The organism is Nonomuraea sp. 3-1Str, from assembly GCF_031570565.1.
In the GTDB taxonomy this organism is placed as follows: Bacteria; Actinomycetota; Actinomycetes; order Streptosporangiales; family Streptosporangiaceae; genus Nonomuraea.
Window position 1 is genome coordinate 155,150 of the sequence record NZ_JALHBK010000005.1, and the last position, 19,889, is coordinate 175,038.

Annotated in this window: 16 protein-coding genes; 11 read left to right on the forward strand and 5 right to left on the reverse strand. The window is 72.0% G+C overall.

Features of this window, described 5'->3' with window-relative positions:
• Window positions 1-45: 45 nt before the first annotated feature.
• The gene (locus MTP10_RS11280) at window positions 46-1,215 is read left to right on the forward strand and encodes a uroporphyrinogen-III synthase (RefSeq protein ID WP_310709025.1); all 1,170 of its coding nucleotides are present in this window, start codon (window positions 46-48) and stop codon (window positions 1,213-1,215) included.
• 86 nt (window positions 1,216-1,301) lie between these two features.
• Window positions 1,302-2,009 carry a CbiX/SirB N-terminal domain-containing protein gene (locus MTP10_RS11285; protein WP_310709026.1) on the forward strand — a complete coding sequence of 236 codons (708 nt, stop codon included), beginning with the start codon at window positions 1,302-1,304 and terminating at the stop codon, window positions 2,007-2,009.
• A 97-nt stretch (window positions 2,010-2,106) separates the two neighbouring features.
• On the opposite strand, the gene MTP10_RS11290 is transcribed toward MTP10_RS11285, so the two are convergent.
• Window positions 2,107-2,658, reverse strand: a complete 552-nt coding sequence (locus MTP10_RS11290; protein ID WP_310709027.1) for a hypothetical protein — start codon at window positions 2,656-2,658, stop codon at window positions 2,107-2,109.
• A gap of 190 nt (window positions 2,659-2,848) precedes the next feature.
• Entirely contained in the window at window positions 2,849-3,703 is an 855-nt protein-coding gene (locus MTP10_RS11295; protein WP_310709028.1) for a PAC2 family protein, read from the reverse strand.
• Between the two features lie 227 nt (window positions 3,704-3,930).
• Between MTP10_RS11295 and metH the strand changes: the two genes are divergently transcribed.
• The 8 genes from metH (at window position 3,931) to MTP10_RS11335 (ending at window position 15,098) form a co-directional block, all read left to right on the forward strand.
• Window positions 3,931-7,398, forward strand: coding sequence for a methionine synthase (gene metH / locus MTP10_RS11300; RefSeq protein WP_310709029.1), 3,468 nt, complete (start codon window positions 3,931-3,933; stop codon window positions 7,396-7,398).
• Between the two features lie 66 nt (window positions 7,399-7,464).
• The gene (locus MTP10_RS11305) at window positions 7,465-8,109 is read left to right on the forward strand and encodes an HAD family phosphatase (RefSeq protein WP_310709030.1); all 645 of its coding nucleotides are present in this window, start codon (window positions 7,465-7,467) and stop codon (window positions 8,107-8,109) included.
• A gap of 153 nt (window positions 8,110-8,262) precedes the next feature.
• Complete coding sequence (locus MTP10_RS11310; RefSeq protein WP_310709031.1) at window positions 8,263-8,763, forward strand: cellulose synthase; 501 nt, start codon at window positions 8,263-8,265, stop codon at window positions 8,761-8,763.
• Window positions 8,764-9,077: 314 nt separating this feature from the next.
• On the forward strand, window positions 9,078-10,076 hold the full coding sequence (locus MTP10_RS11315; protein WP_310709032.1) for an ABC transporter permease: 999 nt from the start codon (window positions 9,078-9,080) through the stop codon (window positions 10,074-10,076).
• Window positions 10,077-10,134: 58 nt separating this feature from the next.
• Entirely contained in the window at window positions 10,135-11,901 is a 1,767-nt protein-coding gene (locus MTP10_RS11320) for an ABC transporter substrate-binding protein (protein ID WP_310709033.1), read from the forward strand.
• A gap of 97 nt (window positions 11,902-11,998) precedes the next feature.
• The gene (locus tag MTP10_RS11325; RefSeq protein WP_310709034.1) at window positions 11,999-13,012 is read left to right on the forward strand and encodes an ABC transporter permease; all 1,014 of its coding nucleotides are present in this window, start codon (window positions 11,999-12,001) and stop codon (window positions 13,010-13,012) included.
• On the forward strand, window positions 13,009-14,037 hold the full coding sequence (locus MTP10_RS11330) for an ABC transporter ATP-binding protein (protein WP_310709035.1): 1,029 nt from the start codon (window positions 13,009-13,011) through the stop codon (window positions 14,035-14,037). Before MTP10_RS11325 ends, MTP10_RS11330 begins: the two co-directional genes overlap by 4 nt.
• A gap of 68 nt (window positions 14,038-14,105) precedes the next feature.
• Window positions 14,106-15,098 carry an ABC transporter ATP-binding protein gene (locus MTP10_RS11335; protein ID WP_397334447.1) on the forward strand — a complete coding sequence of 331 codons (993 nt, stop codon included), beginning with the start codon at window positions 14,106-14,108 and terminating at the stop codon, window positions 15,096-15,098.
• A gap of 57 nt (window positions 15,099-15,155) precedes the next feature.
• Here the strand turns inward: MTP10_RS11335 and MTP10_RS11340 are convergent, their stop codons facing one another.
• The 3 genes from MTP10_RS11340 to MTP10_RS11350 all read right to left on the reverse strand — a co-directional run bounded on the left by MTP10_RS11340 (window position 15,156) and on the right by MTP10_RS11350 (window position 18,245).
• The gene (locus MTP10_RS11340) at window positions 15,156-15,839 is read right to left on the reverse strand and encodes a response regulator transcription factor (RefSeq protein WP_310709037.1); all 684 of its coding nucleotides are present in this window, start codon (window positions 15,837-15,839) and stop codon (window positions 15,156-15,158) included.
• Window positions 15,836-17,056 carry a histidine kinase gene (locus MTP10_RS11345; RefSeq protein ID WP_310709038.1) on the reverse strand — a complete coding sequence of 407 codons (1,221 nt, stop codon included), beginning with the start codon at window positions 17,054-17,056 and terminating at the stop codon, window positions 15,836-15,838. The genes MTP10_RS11340 and MTP10_RS11345 overlap by 4 nt, the downstream gene beginning before the upstream one ends.
• 328 nt (window positions 17,057-17,384) lie before the next feature.
• Window positions 17,385-18,245 (reverse strand): RecB family exonuclease, encoded by an 861-nt coding sequence (locus MTP10_RS11350; protein WP_310709039.1) that lies wholly within the window; start codon window positions 18,243-18,245, stop codon window positions 17,385-17,387.
• Window positions 18,246-18,400: 155 nt separating this feature from the next.
• Here MTP10_RS11350 and MTP10_RS11355 point away from each other — a divergent pair, with 155 nt between their 5' ends.
• Window positions 18,401-19,495 (forward strand): site-2 protease family protein, encoded by a 1,095-nt coding sequence (locus MTP10_RS11355; RefSeq protein WP_397334448.1) that lies wholly within the window; start codon window positions 18,401-18,403, stop codon window positions 19,493-19,495.
• Window positions 19,496-19,889: the final 394 nt, after the last annotated feature.

The window sequence follows — 19,889 nt, forward strand, 5'->3', positions numbered from 1 at the left end:
CCGGCCGGGCCCGCCGGCTCCCCCGATCCATCAGGAGGTGTCCGCGTGAGCGCGCTCCCCGACGAGGACCCGTCGCGTACCCACGAGACGGCTCCCAACGCCCTGTCCGGCTTCACCGTCGGCGTCACCGCGACCCGCCGGCGGGAGGAGTTCGGCGCGTTGCTCGAACGGAGAGGCGCCCGCGTGGTGAGCGCGCCGGCGATCCGCCTCGTGCCGCTCGCCGAGGACTCCGACCTGCTGGCCGCCACCCGCCTCAGCCTGGAAGGACCCCTCGACGACGTGGTGGTCACCACCGGCGTGGGCTTCCGGGGCTGGGTGGCCGCCGCCGAGGGCTGGGGCCTGTCCGGCGACCTCGTCGCCCGGCTCGCCCGCGCCCGCCTGCTCACCCGCGGCCCCAAGGCCAGGGGAGCGGTCCGCGCCGCCGGTCTGGACGACCACTGGACGCCCGCCACCGACTCCTGCAAGGAGGTCAAGGAGCACCTGCTCGCCCAGGACCTGCGGGGCCGGCGCATCGCGGTGCAGCTCCACGGCGAGCCGCTGGCCGACTTCGTCGCCGACCTGCGCGCGGCGGGCGCCGAGGTGATCGAGATCCCCGTCTACCGGTGGCTGCCCTACCGCGACCCCTCGCCCCTGTGCCGCCTCATCACCCAGACGATCTCCGGAGCCGTCGACGCCGTCGCCTTCACCAGCGCGCCCGCCGTGCACGCCATGCTCGCCGCCGCCCGCGCCGAAGGGCAGGAGGAGCCGCTGCTGGCCGCTTTCGGCGACCGGGTCGTCGCCGCCTGCGTCGGCCCCGTCACCGCCGACCCGCTCGTCTCCCGCGGCATCCCCACCCTCCAGCCGGAACGCTCCCGGCTCGGCGCGCTCGCCCGGGCCCTGGCCCGGCACCTGCCCGAGCACGGCGTCACCCGCGTCCTCGCCGGCGGGCACCACCTGGAGATCCGCGGCCACGCCGTCGTCGTGGACGGCGAGCTGCGGCCGTTGCCGCCCGCGCCGATGGCCGTGCTCAAGCGGCTGGCCGACAAGCCCGGCCACGTGGTGTCCCGTACGGAGCTGCGCACGGTGCTGCCCGGCAGCCTGGCCCGCGACTCGGCCGAGCACGCGGTCGAGATGGCGATCACCCGGCTGCGGCGCGCGCTCGGGCCGGGCGGCATCGTCGAGACGGTGGTCAAGCGCGGCTACCGCCTGGCCTGCACCCACGAGGCCCACCAGTGAGCGTGCGTCCGGGCCCGACCCGGAGCCCGTCTCCGCATCCGTCCCGGGCGCTGCCGAAAGGGCCGTCCCGGGGACTTCCCCCGGCGGTGACCCGGGGCGGCGCGCCCACGCTGGTGCTCGCGGCGCACGGCACGCGCAGCGCCGAGGGGGAGCGCACCCTCGCCGAGCTGGCCGCCGCCGTCCGCCGGCGACGGCCGGGGCGCCGCGTCGAGCTGGCCTACCTGGAGATCAGCGGCCCGTTGCTGCGCGACGTCCTGCCGGCCGTCCCCGGGCCGGTGGTCGTGGCGCCGCTGCTGCTCGCCGGCGGCTACCACGTCCACGTGGACCTGCCCGCCGTGCTCGCCCAGCACCGGCCGGGGGCGCTCATGGCGGCGCCGCTCGGCCCCCACGGGCTGCTCACCTCCGCGCTGACCCGCTCGCTCACCCGCGCGGGGCTGCGCCGCACCGACGCGGTCGTCCTCGGCGCGGCCGGCTCGTCCGACCCGGCCGCGCTGGCCGACGTGCGCGCCGCCGCCCACCGCCTCGCGGTGCGGCTCGGCCGGCCGGTCACCGCGGCGTTCGCCTCGGCCGGCACGCCGACGCTCCCCGAGGCGCTGGAACGGGCCGGGTCCGGTCCGGCCCGGCGGGTGGCCGTCGCGTCGTACGTGCTGGCGCCCGGTCACTTCCACGGCCGTCTCCTGGCCGCGGGGGCCGACCTCGTCACCGACCCCCTGGGCGCGGACCCGGACGTGGCGTCGCTGGTGTGGGCCCGCTACGACGAGGCCGCCCTGGCCGCCCGCGCCGCGACGGCCTGACCTGACCCGAAGGCCCGCCGTGCCCCGCGCCCCCCCCCCCCCCCGCCCGCCACAGCGGGGGCGGGCGGACGGAGCAGGCGGGCGGTCAGACGGGCGGTCAGGCGGGGGGATCCAGCCGTAGCTCGCGGACGATCTCCTCGGCGCTCACGTCCCGTGACGGGACCGCGTCCGCCCCGACGAACAGCTCAAGGTAGGCCCGGTGGAAGCAGCCCGCGAGCAGCAGCCGCGCGCTCGCCTCCGGGTCCACGCAGGCCGCCACCCGGCCGAGCCGCCGCTCCTCCTCCAGGTAGGCGGCCAGCGGCGTCACCTCCGCGTCCGGCCCGAGCCCCGCGGCGCGGATGGCCTCGCGGACGCGCACGGTCACGTCGGGCGAGCTGAACGCGGGCAGCGCGGCCGACTGCACCTCCAGGTGGTACTCGACGCCCGCCCGCGCCACCGGCACCAGATTGCCGCGGACCGTGTCGCGGCCGGCGTGGTTCGACAGGTCGTGCAGGACGCTCAGCCAGAACGGCAGGCGGTACTGCAGCAGCGCTAGGAAGTGGTCGACCGAGCCGCCCGGCGGCCCGTCGCGCAGGGAGAGCGCCATCTCCAGGACACGTCGCCTGGCGTCCTGGCTTCGCTGGTGCGGGTCTACGTGAGATGTCACCATGGGGGGCCTTACGTGGGCGGTCACGTGGAACGGGGCGGCGTGACGCCCCTGTGACCGGCGCACGCCCGACTCTCCTGCCTCAGCCTCGGCCAGGCCCTGACCGGGCTGGAACCCCCGGCCGGCCTCGCCGTCCTACGGCCCCGATTATGACCCGGACGGCGCGCGGGAAGCGCGCCCGAAATGCTGGAAGTTAGCTGTCAGTATCGGTGTCGCGATGCCGCAGGTACCGCTCGAACTCGGCCGCGATCGCGTCGCCGCTGGCCTCGGGGAGCTCCGCCGCGTCCTTGCGGTCCTCCAGCTCCTTGACGTATTCGGCCACCTCGCTGTCCTGGGACGCCAGCTCGTCCACGCCGCGCTCCCACGCGCGGGCCTCCTCGTCCAGGTCGCCGAGCGGCATCGGGATGTCCAGGACGTCCTCCATGCGGCGCAGCAGCGCCAGCGTCGCCTTCGGGTTGGGCGGCTGGGCGACGTAGTGGGGCACCGACGCCCACAGCGACACGGCCTTCAGCCCGGCCTCGCCGAAGGCGTGCTGGAGCACGCCCACGATGCCCGTCGGGCCCTCGTAGCGGCTCAGCTCCAGATTGGTCGAGCGGGCCAGCGCCTCGTCCGTCGCGCCGCCCAGGATCGGCACCGGCCGGGTGTGCGGGGAGTCGTTGAGCAGCGCGCCGAGCATGACGGCCAGCTCCACGCCCAGCTCGCGGCAGACCTCGATGATGTCGGCGCAGAACGAGCGCCAGCGCATGTTGGGCTCGATGCCGCGCAGCAGCACCACGTCGCGCTCCAGCCCCGGCGGGCGCGCGTGGAAGAGCCGGGTCGTCGGCCACACGATCGAACGCGTCAGCCCGTCGCCCATCTCCACGATGGGCCGGGTGACCTGGAAGTCGTAGTAGTCGTCGGGGTCGAGCGCGATCAGCGGCTCGGCCTTCCACGCGGACTCGAGGTGGGCGATCACACCACTGGAAGCCTCGCCCGCGTCGTTCCACCCCTCGAACGCGGCGATGAGCACCGGGTCGACGAGCTCGGGGAGCCCTTCGAGCTCGATCATGTGTCGCCTCCTCTCTCCTCCGTCCCGCTAAGCCTATGCGGTGAGGAGCCGCTCATGTCACCGAGTGCTGATGATCACCTTTACCAGACGCGGGCCCGGCTCCGCACCATCCACCGGCGGCCGGATCCCGTTACCGGAGTGACGCCGGTGCAGGGACCCGATCCCTGATGATCCAATTCCCGTGTCCCCGAGAACCCGCGGCGGGCACAGCCGATAAGCTGAGCGCCATGAGCAGCCCCGCGTCCTCCTTCCGTGAAGCCCTGTCCCAGCGAGTGATCGTCGCCGACGGCGCCATGGGGACGATGCTGCAGGCGCAGGACCCCACCCTCGACGACTTCGAGGGACTCGAGGGCTGCAACGAGGTGCTCAACGTCACCCGGCCCGACATCGTCGCCGGCGTCCACGACGCGTACTTCGCCGTCGGCGTCGACTGCGTCGAGACCAACACCTTCGGCGCCAACCTCGCGGCCCTCGGCGAGTACGACATCTCCGACCGGGTCTTCGAGTACTCCGAGGCGGGCGCGCGCATCGCCCGGGAGCGGGCCGACCACTGGTCCACCCCCGACCAGCCGCGCTTCGTGCTCGGCTCGATGGGCCCCGGCACCAAGCTGCCCACCCTCGGTCACCTGCCGTACGCCAGCCTGCGCGACGCCTACCGCGACAACGCCGCCGGCCTCATCGCGGGCGGCGCCGACGCGATCATCATCGAGACCTGCCAGGACCTCCTCCAGGTCAAGGCCGCCGTCGTCGGCGCCAAGCGGGCCGCCGAGGACTCCGGCCGTGACGTGCCGGTCATCGCCCAGGTGACGATCGAGACCAACGGCGCGATGCTGCTCGGCTCCGAGATCGGCGCCGCGCTGACCGCGATCGAGCCGCTCGGCGTCGACGTGATCGGCCTCAACTGCGCCACCGGCCCCGCCGAGATGAGCGAGCACCTGCGCTACCTCGCCCGCCACTCCCGGCTGAAGCTGTCCTGCATGCCCAACGCCGGCCTGCCGGTGCTGACCTCCGACGGCGCCTACTACCCGCTCGGCGCCCAGGAGCTGGCCGACGCCCACGACGCCTTCACCCGCGACTACGGCCTGTCGATGATCGGCGGCTGCTGCGGCACCACGCCCGAGCACCTGCGCCAGGTCGTCGAGCGGGTGCGCGGCCGCGAGCCCGTGACGCGCCGCCCGCACCCGGAGCCCGGCGCGTCCTCGCTGTACCAGAGCGTCCCGTTCCGGCAGGAAACCTCCTACCTCGCGATCGGCGAGCGGTGCAACACCAACGGCTCCAAGGCGTTCCGCGAGGCCATGCTGGCGGGCCGCTGGGACGACTGCGTCGAGATGGCGCGCGACCAGGCCCGCGACGGCGCCCACATGCTCGACCTGTGCGTCGACTACGTCGGCCGCGACGGCGTCGGCGACATGCGGGAGCTGGCCTTCCGCTTCGCCACCGCCTCCACGCTGCCGATCATGCTCGACTCCACCGAGCCCGAGGTGCTCAAGGCCGGCCTGGAGATGCTCGGCGGCCGCGCCGCCGTCAACTCCGTCAACTACGAGGACGGCGCCGGCCCCGACTCCCGCTTCCAGAAGATCATGCGGCTGGTCCGCGAGCACGGCGCGGCCGTGGTCGCCCTCACCATCGACGAGGAGGGCCAGGCCCGCACCGCCGACTGGAAGGTGCGCGTCGCCACCCGCCTCATCGAGGACCTGACCGGCAACTGGGGCATGCGGGTCGAGGACATCATCGTCGACTGCCTGACCTTCCCCATCGCCACCGGCCAGGAGGAGACCCGCCGCGACGGCCTGGAGACCATCGAGGCCATCCGCGAGCTCAAGCGCCGCTACCCGGGCGTGCAGACCACGCTGGGCCTGTCCAACATCTCCTTCGGCCTCAACCCGGCCGCGCGCATGGTGCTCAACTCGGTGTTCCTCAACGAGTGCGTCAACGCCGGCCTCGACTCGGCCATCGTCCACGCCTCCAAGATCGTGCCGATGGCCCGCATCCCCGACGAGCAGCGCCAGGTCGCGCTCGACATGGTCTACGACCGGCGCCGCGAGGGCTACGACCCGCTGCAGCGGTTCATGGACCTGTTCGAGGGCGTCGACGCCGCCGCGGTGCGCGCCGGCAGGGCCGAGGAGCTGGCCGCGCTGCCGCTGTGGGAGCGGCTCAAGCGGCGCATCATCGACGGCGAGCGCAAGGGCCTGGAGGCCGACCTCGACGCCGGCCTGGACCAGCGGCCCGCCCTGGAGATCATCAACGAGGTGCTGCTCGACGGCATGAAGACCGTCGGCGAGCTGTTCGGCTCCGGCCAGATGCAGCTGCCGTTCGTGCTCCAGTCGGCCGAGGTCATGAAGGCCGCCGTCGCCTACCTGGAGCCGCACATGGACCGGGTGGAGGGCGAGACGAAGGGCCGCATCGTGCTGGCCACCGTCAAGGGCGACGTCCACGACATCGGCAAGAACCTCGTCGACATCATCCTGTCCAACAACGGCTACCAGGTCGTCAACCTCGGCATCAAGCAGCCCGTCTCCGCGATCCTGGAGGCCGCCGACGACAGCAAGGCCGACGTCATCGGCATGTCCGGCCTGCTGGTGAAGTCGACGGTCATCATGAAGGAGAACCTGGAGGAGATGAACTCCAGGGGCCTGGCCGAGAAGTACCCGGTGCTGCTGGGCGGCGCCGCGCTCACCCGCGCCTACGTCGAGCAGGACCTCGCCGAGCTGTTCGAGGGCGAGGTGCGCTACGCCCGCGACGCCTTCGAGGGGCTGCGGCTCATGGACTCGTTCATGGCCGTCAAGCGCGGCGTGGCCGGCGCGACGCTGCCGCCGCTGCGCGAGCGCCGCGTCAAGACCGGCGCCGTGCTCCAGCGCACCCCCGTCGAGGAGCTGCCCGCCCGCTCCGACGTGGCCACCGACAACCGCGTGCCGGTGGCGCCCTTCCACGGCGACCGCATCGTCAAGGGCATCTCGCTGACCGAGTACGCCGCCTTCCTCGACGAGCGCGCGCTGTTCCTGGGCCAGTGGGGGCTCAAGCCGACCCGCGGCGGCGACGGCCCCGACTACGAGGAGCTGGTGGAGACCGAGGGCCGGCCCCGGCTGCGCATGTGGCTCGACCGCATCCAGACCGAGGGCCTGCTGGAGGCGGCCGTCGTCTACGGCTACTTCCCGTGCGTCAGCGACGGCGACTCGCTGATCATCCTGGACGACGCGGGCCGCGAGCGCACCCGCTTCACGTTCCCGCGCCAGCGCCGCGACCGCCACCTGTGCCTGGCCGACTTCTTCCGCCCGCGCGAGTCCGGCGAGGTGGACGTGGTCGCGTTCCAGGTGGCGACCATGGGCGGCAAGATCTCCGAGGCCACGGCGGAGCTGTTCGCCAAGGACGCCTACCGCGACTACCTGGAGCTGCACGGCCTGTCCGTCCAGCTCACCGAGGCGCTGGCCGAGTACTGGCACGCGCGGGTCCGGGCGGAGCTGGGCATCGGCGGCGAGGAGTCGCTGGACGACATGCTCAAGGTCAACATCGAGGGCTGCCGCTACTCGTTCGGCTACCCGGCCTGCCCCAACCTGGAGGACCAGGTGCAGCTCTTCGAGCTGCTCTCGCCCGAGCGCATCGGGGTCACGCTGTCGGAGGAGTTCCAGCTCCACCCCGAGCAGGCCACCTCCGCCCTCGTCGCCCACCACCCCGAGGCCAAGTACTTCAACGTCTGACGCCCCAGCCGGCGGCCCGGCCCCGCGCCGGGCCGCCGGCACCCGTCAGCGACCGATCGGAGCCGCATGCAAGCCGCCTTCTTCGACATGGACGGCCTTCTCGTCGACACCGAGAAGGTGTGGCTGGAGATCGAGACCGGCGTGATGGCCCGGCTCGGCGCCGTCTGGACCGCCGAGCACCAGGCACACCTCGTGGGCGGCTCCATGCAGCGCACGGTCGACTACATGATCCAGGTGTCGGGCGCGGACGTGCCTGCGGCGACTCTGTGGCAGTGGATGGTCGACGGCATGGTCGCCGCCCTGTCCGAGGGGGTGCGGATCATGCCGGGCGCCTCGGAGCTGCTCGACGGGCTGCGCGCGGAGGGCGTCCCGGTGGCCCTGGTCACGTCCTCGCTGAAGGACATCGCGGACGCGGTGCTCAAGGGCGTGGGCCGCGAGCGCTTCGACGCGGTCGTCACGGCCGACGACGTGACCCGTACCAAGCCGGACCCGGAGCCGTACCTGACGGCGGCGCGGCTGCTCGGCGTGCAGCCGGTCCGCTGCGTGGTGCTGGAGGACTCTCCCACGGGCGTCGCGGCCGCCACGGCGGCCGGCTGCGCGGTGGTGGCGGTGCCGAGCGTCCTGCCGGTCGAGCCCGCCCCGGGCCGCCTGGTCGTCCCCTCGCTCACCTCGGTCACGATCGACGACCTCCGCGCCCTCGTCCCCGCCTGACCCTCCCCGGTCGCCGGGGGAGATCCCCGCGGGGTGTCCCTGAGATCTCCGGCCCCTTCCCCTAAGGGGGAAGTGGTCCTCGCGGAGGAGCGCCCGGCCGGTGTCCGCGTGCCAGGATGGAAGGCGTAGTCGAGACGAGGGGCGGCGGCCGGAATGTTCGAACAGATCCCGTGGATGGCGCTGTGCGCAGGACTGACCATCGCGGGGCTGGTGCTCAGCTTCCTGGCCTTCCGCCGCAGGGGCGCGGCGGCGGGCATGCGCGCGGCGGCGTGGGCGCTGCTGCCCGTGGCCGCGTACCTGACCGGCGCGTTGCAGGCGTTGTGGACGATCGGCGCGACGGTCGTCGGGTTCGTCACCAGCCTGGTGCTCAACCCGCTGGTATGGGCCGGTGTCGCGGTGGCCGGGCTGTCCGTGGTGCTGTTCGTGGTCTCCGGCGTGATGCGGGGCCGCGTGCTGGCCCGCGAGGGCGGCTCGCGCAAGGGCCGCAAGGCACGCCGGGAAGAGGTGACGGGGCAGGCCGCGACCGGCCAGGAGGGCGCCGGAGGGCGGCCCGCGCAGCCGGGCAAGCCTGCGGTCGAGGCGCCCCCGAAGCGGAAGAGCGACGAGGACTTCTCCGACATCGAGGACATCCTCCGGCGCCGCGGCATCAAGTGACCGAGCTTGTGTCACAGATCTGCGACACAATCGGAATGCCTCCCTGACATCCCGTTCAAGATCAATACGAATGAGTTTCGCGTCAGTCACAGTTGAGCCACATAGCGCCCCTGGGGGCTGGTCAGCGCAGCTCAAGGCATAGATTCTGCACCCTGGGGCCGTGACGTGCGGTCTCTGATCTCACGGATGCCACCAGATCGGACGGTGTCCGGCACGGACGTCGTCGTCTGCAACCCAGGGGGCATGAACCGCATGCGCAGTTCCTCGGTCACGCGAGCCTTCGCGCGCCCCGCGGCGCCGCAACGGGAGGGCGCATGACCGCACCGCTCGACGTGCCCGAATCCGTGTCGCAGGCCGCTCCGGAAGCGGTCACGGCCGGCGCGGACCGCAAGGCCATCCAGGGGCGTTCGCTCGGCCAGATCGCGTGGATGCGCCTCAAGCGCGATCGTGTCGCCATGGCGGGCGGCATCGTCATCATCCTGCTGATCCTGATCGCGATCTTCGCGCCGCTGCTGGTCTCCTGGCTGGGCCACCCTCCGGCCGAGTGGCACCGGGAGAAGATCGACCCGGCCATCCAGGCGCCGATCGGCGCGTTCGGCGGCATGAGCTGGGACTTCCTCTTCGGCGTCGAGCCGACCACGGGCCGCGACCTGTTCAGCCGCATCCTGTACGGAGCCCGCATCTCCCTGCTGATCGCGTTCTTCGCGACCCTGCTCTGCGTGGTGCTCGGCACCGTGTTCGGGATGATCGCCGGATTCTTCGGCGGCTGGATCGACACCGTCATCAGCCGGCTCATGGACATCTTCCTGGCCTTCCCGCTGCTGGTGTTCGCGCTGGCGCTGGCGGGGGTGATCCCCGACAAGGCGTTCGGCATGTCGGGCGACACACTGAGGATCAGCCTGCTGGTGTTCATCATCGGCTTCTTCAACTGGCCCTACATCGGGCGCATCATCCGCGGACAGACCCTCACGCTGCGCGAACGCGAGTTCGTCGACGCCGCCCGCAGCCTCGGCGCGCGCAACCACGTGATCCTGTTCAAGGAGATCCTGCCCAACCTGATCGCGCCGATCCTCGTCTACTCGACGCTGCTGATCCCCTCGAACATCCTGTTCGAGGCCGCGCTGTCCTTCCTCGGCGTGGGCGTGCGGCCGCCGACCCCGACGTGGGGAGGCATGCTCGCCGAGGCCGTGCACAACTACGACGTCGCGCCGAACTTCATGCTCTTCCCCGGTCTCGCGATCTTCGTCACCGTGCTGGCGTTCAACCTGCTCGGTGACGGCCTCAGGGACGCATTCGACCCCAAGGCGCGATAGACCTCGTGAGTTTTCCGAAAGTTCTACGAACTCCTAGATCAAGGGGTGTGTCAGGTCCATGAAGATAAGATCAACGGCGTCGGCGGTCGCAACGACCGCCGCTCTCGCCCTGGTCGTCTCCGCGTGCGGCGGCGGTGGCGGTGGCTCCAAGAGCTCCTCCGGCGGCAGTGACGCGGCCCCCGCCAGCCAGTACAACGCGGCGGTGACGCAGGTCGTCAACCCGTCGACGAAGACCGGCGGCACGCTCCGGATGGGCATGCCCGGCGACTTCGACTCGGTGGACCCGGGCGACCAGTACTACGGTTACGCGTGGAACTTCTCCCGCTTCTACACGCGCGCGCTGACCATGTTCAAGCCGGTGCCGGGCGAGGAGGGCCTGCAGCTCGTCGGCGACCTCGCCGAGGACCTGGGCAAGCCCAGCGACGGCGGCAAGACCTGGACGTACAAGCTGCGCGAGGGCGTCAAGTTCGAGGACGGCACCCCGGTGACGTCCAAGGACGTGAAGTACGCCGTGGCCCGCTCGCTGGACAAGGACATCCTGCCCAGCGGCCCCACCTACTTCAACGACTGGCTCGACCTGGGCGACTACACGGGCCCGTACAAGATGAAGGGCAAGCTCGACGACTTCAAGGCCGTCGAGACGCCCGACGACCGGACGGTCGTCTTCCACCTGAAGAAGCCGTACGGCGGTTTCGACTACTTCGCCATGCTCCCGCAGACGGCCCCCGTGCCCGAGGCCAAGGACACCGGCTCGAAGTACAAGGAGCACCCGGTCTCGACGGGCCCGTACATGTTCAAGTCGCACGAGCTCACCAAGCGCATCGAGCTCGTGAAGAACCCGAACTGGGACCCGGCGACCGACCCGAACCGCAAGCAGCTCAACGACTCCATCGAGGTGCTGCTCGGCCAGAACGAGGACGACCTCGACCAGCGCCTGCTGTCCGGCAAGATCGACGTCAAGGTCAACAGCACCGGCGTGGCCGCCAACGCCCGCAAGACGGTCCTGACCGACGACAAGGTCAAGCAGTACGCCGACTCGGCCCTGATCGACCGGACCTGGTTCACCAACATCAACGGTGACGTCAAGCCGTTCGACAACATCCACTGCCGCAAGGCGGTCCTCTACGCGGCCGACCGCTCGGCCATCCAGGGCGCCTACGGCGGCCCCGACGCCGGCGGCGACGTCGCCCTGAGCCTCATGCCGCCGAAGATGACCGGCTACCAGAAGATCGACCCGTACGGCGTCGAGGCCAACCCCGGCGGCAACGTCGAGAAGGCCAAGGAGGAGCTGGCGGCCTGCGGCCAGCCGAACGGCTTCAGCACCACCATCTCCTTCCGCAACGAGCGCGCCGCCGAGAAGCAGACCGCCGAGGCGCTGCAGCAGTCGCTCGCCCGCGTGGGCATCAAGCTGGACGTCAAGGGCTACCCGCAGGGTGACTACTTCAAGCTGTACGCCGGCAAGCCCGACTTCGCCAAGAAGAACGGCCTGGGCCTCATCGTCTACGGCTGGGGCGCCGACTACCCCGAGGGCTTCGGCTTCTTCCAGCAGATCGTCGACAGCCGGGTCATCCGTCCCGCCGGTAACACCAACCTCGGCGTGAAGGACCCCAAGATCGACGAGCTGATCGACCAGGCGGCGGCCGAGACGGACGCCACCAAGCGCGGCGCCATCTGGGCCGCGGTGGACAAGCAGGTCATGGACTCGGCGTTCATCCTGCCCTACGTGTGGGCGCACGGCCTGTTCTACCGGCCGCCCACGCTGAAGAACGTCTTCGTCAGCCAGAACTGGGGCATGTACGAGTTCCTCACGCTGAGCACCCAGTAGTACCCGGCCGGGGCAATCCCGCAGGAACGTCCGTCGAAAGCAGGTGAAGGCTTGGGCGGCCGGGCCCACAAGGCCCGGCCGCCCGTGGCCGAGATCAGTGGTGACATACATTCTCAGACGGTTGGTAGCGGCCGTCATGCTGCTCTTCGTGGTGAGCATCGCGACGTTCGCCATCTTCTTCCTCGTGCCTCGGCTCGCTGGGATGTCCGCTGACGACCTCGCCTCCCGGTACGTGGGCAAGGCGGCCAACGCCCAGGTCATCCACGACACGGCCATCCGGCTGGGCTTCAACGACCCGATCATCGTGCAGTACGGCCGGTTCGTTAAGGGCATCTTCGTCGGCGTCGACCGCAACTACGGCCCCGGCATCGAGCACTGCCCGGCCCCCTGCCTGGGCTACTCCTACGTGTCCCAGAACCCGGTCCTGCCCGACCTGCTCAACCGGCTGCCGATCACGCTGTCGCTGGCGCTCGGCGCGGCCGTCGTGTGGGTCATCTTCGGCGTGGCGACCGGCGTGGTGTCCGCGCTCAAGCGGGGCAGCTTCTTCGACCGCGTCTCCATGGGCATCGCCCTGGCCGGCGTGTCGCTGCCCATCTTCTTCACCGGCATCGTCTCGCTGGCCATCTTCCGCGACCAGCTCGGCCTGGTCGGCGACGTGGCCGACTGGGTGCCGCTCACCGAGGACCCGTTCACCTGGGCCAACAACCTGATCCTGCCGTGGGTCACGCTGGCCTTCCTGTACGCGGCCGGCTACGCCCGGCTCACCCGCGCCGGCATGCTGGAGACCATGTCCGAGGACTACATCCGGACCGCCAGGGCCAAGGGCCTGCCCGAGCGGGTCGTGGTGCTCAAGCACGGCCTGCGCGCCACGCTCACGCCCGTGCTCACGATGTTCGGCCTCGACCTGGGACTGCTGCTCGGCGGCGCGGTGCTGACCGAGAGCACGTTCTCCCTGCCCGGCATCGGCAAGTACGCCGTGGACGCCATCAGCAACAACGACCTCCCCCAGGTGATGGGCGTCACGCTGCTCGCGGCGACCTTCATCATCCTGGCCAACCTGATCGTGGACCTGCTCTACGCGGTCGTCGACCCGAGGGTGAGGCTGGCGTGACCCCCTTTCTCGATGTCAAAGACCTGAAGATCCACTTCCCGACCGACGACGGCCTGGTCAGGTCCGTGGACGGGCTGACCTTCAGCCTCGAACGGGGCAAGACGCTCGGCATCGTCGGCGAGTCCGGCTCCGGCAAGTCCGTCACCAGCCTCGGCATCCTCGGCCTGCACAAGGGCAGGGGCGCCGACATCTCCGGCGAGATCTGGCTCGACGGCGAGGAGCTGGTCGGCGCCTCCCAGGAGCACGTGCGCGGCCTGCGCGGCAAGAAGATGGCGATGATCTTCCAGGATCCGCTGTCGGCGATGCACCCCTTCTACACCGTGGGCGACCAGATCATCGAGGCGTACCGCATCCACCACAACGTCTCCAAGTCCGTGGCCAGGAAGCACGCCGTGGACATGCTGGGCCGCGTCGGCATCCCCGAGCCGGCCCGCCGGGTCGACGCCTACCCGCACGAGTTCTCCGGCGGCATGCGCCAGCGCGCCATGATCGCCATGGCGCTCTCGTGCGACCCCGAGCTGCTCATCGCCGACGAGCCGACCACCGCGCTGGACGTCACCGTGCAGGCCCAGATCCTGGACCTCATGCGGGACCTGCAGCGCGAGTTCGACTCCGCGCTCATCATCATCACCCACGACCTGGGCGTGGTCGCCGAGCTGTCCGACGACATCCTCGTCATGTACGGCGGCAAGTGCATCGAGTACGGCACGGCCGACGACATCTTCTACCGTCCCGAGCACCCCTACACCTGGGGTCTGCTGGGATCCATGCCCCGCCTCGACCGCGAGCCCACCGAGCGGCTCCTGCCGATCAAGGGCAGCCCGCCGTCGCTCATCAACGTGCCGCCCGGCTGCGCCTTCCACCCGCGCTGCCCGTACGCGGAGCGGACCGGCGGCAGGGCCGACACGGAGGTGCCGGCGCTCGCCGAGACCGAGGGCGGCCACCTCGTGCGCTGCCACATGAGCCCGGCCGAGCGGCGCACCCTGTGGGAGACCGAGATCAAGCCAGTGCTGGAGAGCCAGTGAGCGAGCCCCAGACCCCGCCCGCGACCGAGCCCGCCCGGCAGGGCGACCCGCTCCTGTCCGTCCGGGACATGGAGAAGCACTTCCCCGTCACCAAGGGCCTGCTCAAGCGGCAGGTCGGCGCCGTCAAGGCCGTCGACGGCATCAGCTTCGACGTCTACAAGGGCGAGACGCTCGGCCTGGTGGGGGAGTCGGGCTGCGGCAAGTCCACCACGGGCCGCCTGGTGACCCGGCTGCTGGAGCCCACGGCCGGCCAGGTCCTGTTCGAGGGCCGCGACATCACGCACATGAGCCAGGGCAGGCTGCGGCCGCTCCGGCGCGACATGCAGATGATCTTCCAGGACCCGTACTCGTCGCTGAACCCCCGCCACACGGTCGGCGCCATCGTCGGCGCCCCGTTCCGCATCCAGGGCGTCCAGACCGACCACGGCATCAAGAAGGCCGTCCAGGAGATCCTCGAACTCGTCGGCCTCAACCCCGAGCACTACAACCGCTACCCGCACGAGTTCTCCGGCGGCCAGCGGCAGCGCATCGGCATCGCCCGCACGCTCGCCCTCAAGCCGAAGCTCATCATCGCCGACGAGCCGGTGTCGGCCCTGGACGTGTCCATCCAGGCTCAGGTCGTCAACCTGCTGGAGGACCTGCAGAACGAGCTGGACCTCACGTACGTGGTCATCGCGCACGACCTGTCGGTGGTCCGCCACATCAGCGACCGCGTGGCCGTCATGTACCTCGGCAAGATCGTCGAGATCGCCGACCGCAAGAGCCTGTACGCCGCGCCCATGCACCCGTACACCAACGCCCTCATGTCGGCCGTGCCCGTGCCCGACCCGCGCGGACGCGCCGGACGCGAGCGCATCCGCCTGACCGGCGACGTGCCCAGCCCGCTCAACCCGCCGCCCGCCTGCCGCTTCCACACCCGCTGCTGGAAGGCGCAGGACATCTGCAAGAAGGTCGAGCCGCCGCTGGCGGAGCTGGCCACCGGGCACCGCGTCGCCTGCCACTTCCCGGAGAACGCCCCGGACGTGCCCGCCGCCGGCAAGGAAGAGCCGGTCACGGCCTGACACCCGGCAGCCCCGCCCGCCTCCCCACCTGCCGGGGGCGGGCGGTCGTGCCCGCCGCTAGGACAGGGCCCCGGGAGTGATCAGCCCGGTCTCGTACGCCAGCACCACGGCCTGCACCCGGTCGCGCAGCCCGAGCTTCGTCAGCACGTTGCCCACGTGCGTCTTCACCGTCGTCTCGCTCACCACGAGCTTGGCCGCGATCTCCGCGTTGGACATGCCCTTGGCGATGAGCCGCAGCACCTCCAGCTCGCGCTCCGTCAGCCGGTCCACCCGCGCCGGGGCGGGCTGCTCGTAGGCCGAGGGCAGCCGCGCCGCGAACCGGTCCAGCAGCCGCCGCGTCACGCTCGGCGCGACGATCGCCTCGCCCGCCGCCACCACGCGGATCGCCTGCACCAGCTCGTCCGGCGGCACGTCCTTCAGCAGGAACCCGGACGCCCCCGACCGCAGCGCCTCCACGATGTACTCGTCGAGGTCGAACGTGGTCAGCACCAGCACCTTCGGCACGTGCGCCCCCGGCGCCGCCTCCCGCACGATCCGCCGGGTCGCCTCGATCCCGTCGACCCCCGGCATCCGGATGTCCATCAGGACCACGTCCGGCAGCAGGGCCCGCGTCTGGTCCTGGGCGTCCTTGCCGTCACCGGCCTGCCCCACGACCGTGATGTCCGGCTCGGCCTCGAGGATCAGGCGGAATCCCGTGCGCAGCAGCGGCTGGTCGTCCACCAGCAGCACTCTGATCGTCATTGTCCGTCCTTCAGGGGGAACCTCGCCCGCACCTCGAAACCGCCCCCTGGCCTCGGGCCGATGCTGAGAATTCCACCATAGAGCGCCACACGCTCGCGAATCCCCACCAATCCATGCCCGGTCCCGTCCGCGCCCCGGCCGCCGTCCGCGCCCCACCCGCCGTCCGCGCCGCGCCCGTCGTCCTCGACGCGGACGTCCAGCTCGTGCGGCTCGTGCCGCACGGTCACCCGCGCCGTCGCGCCAGCGCCAGCGTGCCGCAGCGCGTTCGTCAGCCCCTCCTGCACCAGCCGGTACGCGGCCAGGTCCACACCGGCGGGGATCGGCCCCGGCGGGCCCTGCACCGTCAGCCCGGTCGCCAGCCCCGCCTCCCGCATCTGCTCCACCAGGGCCGGCAGGTCCCGGGTGCCCGGCTGCGGCCCCAGCTCCGCCCGCGCGCCCGCCCGCAGCACCCCGACGATGTTCCGCATCTCGGTCAGCGCCATCCGGCCCGTCTCCTCGATCGCCGACAGCGCCTCACCGGCCAGCTCGGGGTCAGAAGCCAGCACCCGGCGCGCCGCCGACGCCTGCACGGTCATCACGCTCACGTGGTGCGCCACCACGTCGTGCAGCTCCCGCGCGATCCGGGACCGCTCCTCGGCGCGGGCCGCCCGCCGGTCGGCCGCCCGCGCCCGCTCCAGACGCGCCGCGCGGTCCTTCAGCTCAGCCATGTACGCGCGCCGCAGCCGCAGGCTCCGGCCCACGCCCCACCCCGCCACCAGCGCCACGATCATCACCAGGTGGCCGCTCCAGGCCGCCGGGGGGCCCGCCCCCGCCGCCACCGACGCCGTGTACAGCACCACGGACAGGGCCAGGCCCCCCAGCGCCACCGCCAGACCCCGGTAGGCGGCCACCGAGTACAGCATCACCAGGCCGGCGACGCCCGTCAGTCCCGTGCCGTACCCGAGTCCCTCCAAGGCCGTCTCGGGCAGCAGGGCCGCGCACAGGCCGGTCAGCGGCCATCGCCTGCGCACCGCGACGGGCACGCACGCCAGCAGCAGGAGCGCCACCCCGAGCGCGTCCGGCTCCCGCAGCCCCTCGACCGGGACGCCCTGCCCGCCGAGCTGCCCACGACCGTGGACGCTGAACAGCACCACCGACGCCCCCGCCACGAGCACGGCCGGCAGGGTGTCCCGGACCAGCACCCGCCCGCCCCGCCCCGCCCCGCCCCACACTCTCACCACAGGCTCCCAGGACGCCTCCGGGGATGGTGGCGGGGCGCGAACCCCTGGGACACGCTCGACCCTCCCCGCGTGAGGTCGCCGCTCCGGCCCACCACGGGGGCGGGCGCCTGCCACTGTAGGCCCGGGCGGCCCAGCGGACCTCCTCCCAGGGGAGGAACCGGACCTCCCACCAGAGGGCCCCCGTGGGCCCCCGTGAGCCGCCGGCGGGCCGAGAGCGGCCAGGGCCCGGCGGCAGGCCAGGCCCGGCGGCCCTGCTCCGGCGGCCGTGCTCCGGCGGTCAGGTCCCGCCAGAGCACGGCGGCCCCGCTCCGGTGACCAGGTCCCGCTAGAGCTCGTCGGTCGCCGCCCGGCGGTTGCGGCGCACCGTGTCGCCCGGCTGGCGGGCGGGCACCGGCGGCGGGGTCCCGCCGAACTCCGGGCACAGCGCCTGGTGATCGCACCAGTCGCACAGCCGGCCGCGCCGCGCCCGCCACTCGCCCGACCGCAGCGCCCGCTCGATCGCCGCCCACAGCGCCCGCACCTTGCGCTCGGTGGCCAGCAGGTCGGCCTCGTCGGGCGCGTACCGCAGCACCTCGCCGCCGCCGCCCAGGTAGACGAGCTGGAGCAGCCTCGGCACCTCGCCGCGCAGCCGCCACAGCACCAGCGCGTAGAACTTCATCTGGAACAGCGCCTTGGCCTCGAAGTCGGGCCCCGGCGCGCTGCCCGTCTTGTAGTCGACCACCCGCACCTCGCCGCTCGGCGCGACGTCGAGCCGGTCGACGTAGCCGCGCAGCATCAGCCCGCCCTCCAGCACCGCCTCGACGTACAGCTCGCGCTCGGCCGGCTCCAGCCGGGTCGGGTCCTCCAGGGTGAAGTAGCGCTCCAGCATGCCCCGCGCCTGCGCCAGCCACGCGGCCTGCTCGGCATCGTCGGCGAACATCTCCGCGTACTGGGGCTCCTCGTCGAGCAACCGCCGCCACTGGGGCTCCAGCAGCTCCAGAGCCGCCCGGACCGAGCGGCCGGGCGCGGGCAGGTCGTAGAGCCGCTCCAGCACCGCGTGGACCACCGTGCCGCGCACCGCCGCCTGTGACGGCCGCTCCGGCAACTGGTCGATCACCCGGAACCGGTAGAGAAGGGGACACGTCATGAAGTCGCCCGCCCGGGACGGGGAGAGAGCTCCGATGATCACCGGATCGGTCAACGTCATGCACCGCACTCTAGGTCAATCCCCCGACAGAACGGGGCCGTGGAAACGGGATCACCCCGTCCGGCGCGTAGCATCGAGGCAGCGGCACCCTATGACGGACGGCGAGGAGTTCGGTGAGCGAGCAGAGTCCCCAGCAGGAGTTCTCCGGCCTGAGGATGGGGAGGCCGTTCGGCATCCCGGTCTACGTCTCCTGGACGTGGTTCATCATCGCCGCCTTCATCACCTGGATGTACGGCGAACGCGTGCGCGACACGCTGCCCGAGCTCGACGCCCCCGCCGCCTACGCCGTCGCCTTCGTCTTCGCGGTCCTGCTGTACGTCTCGGTCCTGCTGCACGAGCTGGCCCACAGCGTCCTGGCCAAGGCCTACGGCCTGCCGGTGCGCCGCATCACGCTCTACCTGCTCGGCGGTGTGTCCGAGATCGAAAAGGAGCCGCCCACGCCGGGCAAGGAGTTCATGATCGCCGCGGCCGGGCCCGCGCTCTCGCTGGTGCTCGGCGGCGCCGGCCTGCTCGCCGACCTGTACCTCGTCAACGGCGGCGGCATCCCCCAGGAGCTGGTCTGGCAGCTCTGGGTGTCCAACCTCATCGTCGGCGTCTTCAACCTCCTGCCCGGCCTGCCGCTCGACGGCGGCCGGATGCTGCGCGCCGGGGTGTGGAAGCTCACCCACCGGCCCGGCACCGGCACCATCGCCGCCGCCTGGGGCGGCCGCGTCCTGGCCGTGCTGCTCGTCCTCGCGCCGCTGGCCATGGTCACCATGAACGGTCAGAAGGTCGATCCCACGGGCATGATCTGGCCGCTGGTGCTGGCCTCGTTCATCTGGATGGGCGCCTCGCAGTCGCTGCGCATGGCCCGCATCCGCGCCCGCATCCCACAGGTCGACGCCCGGGCCCTGGCCCGGCGGGCCATCCCCGTCAGCTCCGACACGCCGCTGGCCGAGGCGCTGCGCCAGGCCGGCGAGCGGCGGGCCGGCGCGCTCGTCGTCGTCGACCACGACGGCCGGCCCGTCGCCATCGTCAACGAGGCCGCCGTCCAGGCCACCCCCGAGCACCGTCGCCCGTGGGTGAGCGTCTCGTCCCTGGCCAAGTCGCTGGAGCCGTCCATGGTGCTCGCCGCCGACCTGACCGGCGAGCCCCTCATCGACGCCATGCGGGAGACCCCCGCGGCGGAGTACCTCCTGGTGGAGCGGACCGGCGAGATCTACGGCGTGCTCGCCACGGCCGACGTCAACCGCGTCTTCGCCGGCGTCTGACCGCCCCCGCGACCCGTGTCCCCGCCCGAGCGTCTGATTTGTCCCACTCGAATAACGGGCAGCCCCCGGCTAGTGTCGTAACTGGTGATCAGGCCGGATGCGTGCCGGCCCGATCCCACCCCGGCGATTCGAGGATGCGACGGCTGGCCGATAGTGTTCCGTTTGGCCGAACTCACAGACCGGAGGGGTTCGCCGCGGCCCGACGATCCGACGATCCGGCGGATCGGCACCGCCCCGCCGCGGCGCCGCCCCGCCACTGGGACGCGTAAGGGCTGGTGGCCGGCACGGCAGTGCGGGTGCCGTAATGCAGTGCGGGCGCCGTGATGTCGCCGGCTTCCGGGGAGGAGAGTTGAGTGACCGAGCGCAGCGAGGGCACCGTTGAGCGCGAGCGCAG

Bases quoted from the DNA above. Each gene is read 5' to 3' on its own strand.
- MTP10_RS11290 (WP_310709027.1), bottom strand. From the start codon at position 2,658: ATGGTGACATCTCACGTAGACCCGCACCAGCGAAGCCAGGACGCCAGG.
- MTP10_RS11295 (WP_310709028.1), bottom strand. From the start codon at position 3,703: ATGATCGAGCTCGAAGGGCTCCCCGAGCTCGTCGACCCGGTGCTCATC.
- metH (WP_310709029.1), top strand. From the start codon at position 3,931: ATGAGCAGCCCCGCGTCCTCCTTCCGTGAAGCCCTGTCCCAGCGAGTG.
- MTP10_RS11305 (WP_310709030.1), top strand. From the start codon at position 7,465: ATGCAAGCCGCCTTCTTCGACATGGACGGCCTTCTCGTCGACACCGAG.
- MTP10_RS11310 (WP_310709031.1), top strand. From the start codon at position 8,263: ATGTTCGAACAGATCCCGTGGATGGCGCTGTGCGCAGGACTGACCATC.
- MTP10_RS11315 (WP_310709032.1), top strand. From the start codon at position 9,078: ATGACCGCACCGCTCGACGTGCCCGAATCCGTGTCGCAGGCCGCTCCG.
- MTP10_RS11320 (WP_310709033.1), top strand. From the start codon at position 10,135: ATGAAGATAAGATCAACGGCGTCGGCGGTCGCAACGACCGCCGCTCTC.
- MTP10_RS11335 (WP_397334447.1), top strand. From the start codon at position 14,106: ATGGAGAAGCACTTCCCCGTCACCAAGGGCCTGCTCAAGCGGCAGGTC.
- MTP10_RS11340 (WP_310709037.1), bottom strand. From the start codon at position 15,839: ATGACGATCAGAGTGCTGCTGGTGGACGACCAGCCGCTGCTGCGCACG.
- MTP10_RS11350 (WP_310709039.1), bottom strand. From the start codon at position 18,245: ATGACGTTGACCGATCCGGTGATCATCGGAGCTCTCTCCCCGTCCCGG.
- MTP10_RS11355 (WP_397334448.1), top strand. From the start codon at position 18,401: ATGGGGAGGCCGTTCGGCATCCCGGTCTACGTCTCCTGGACGTGGTTC.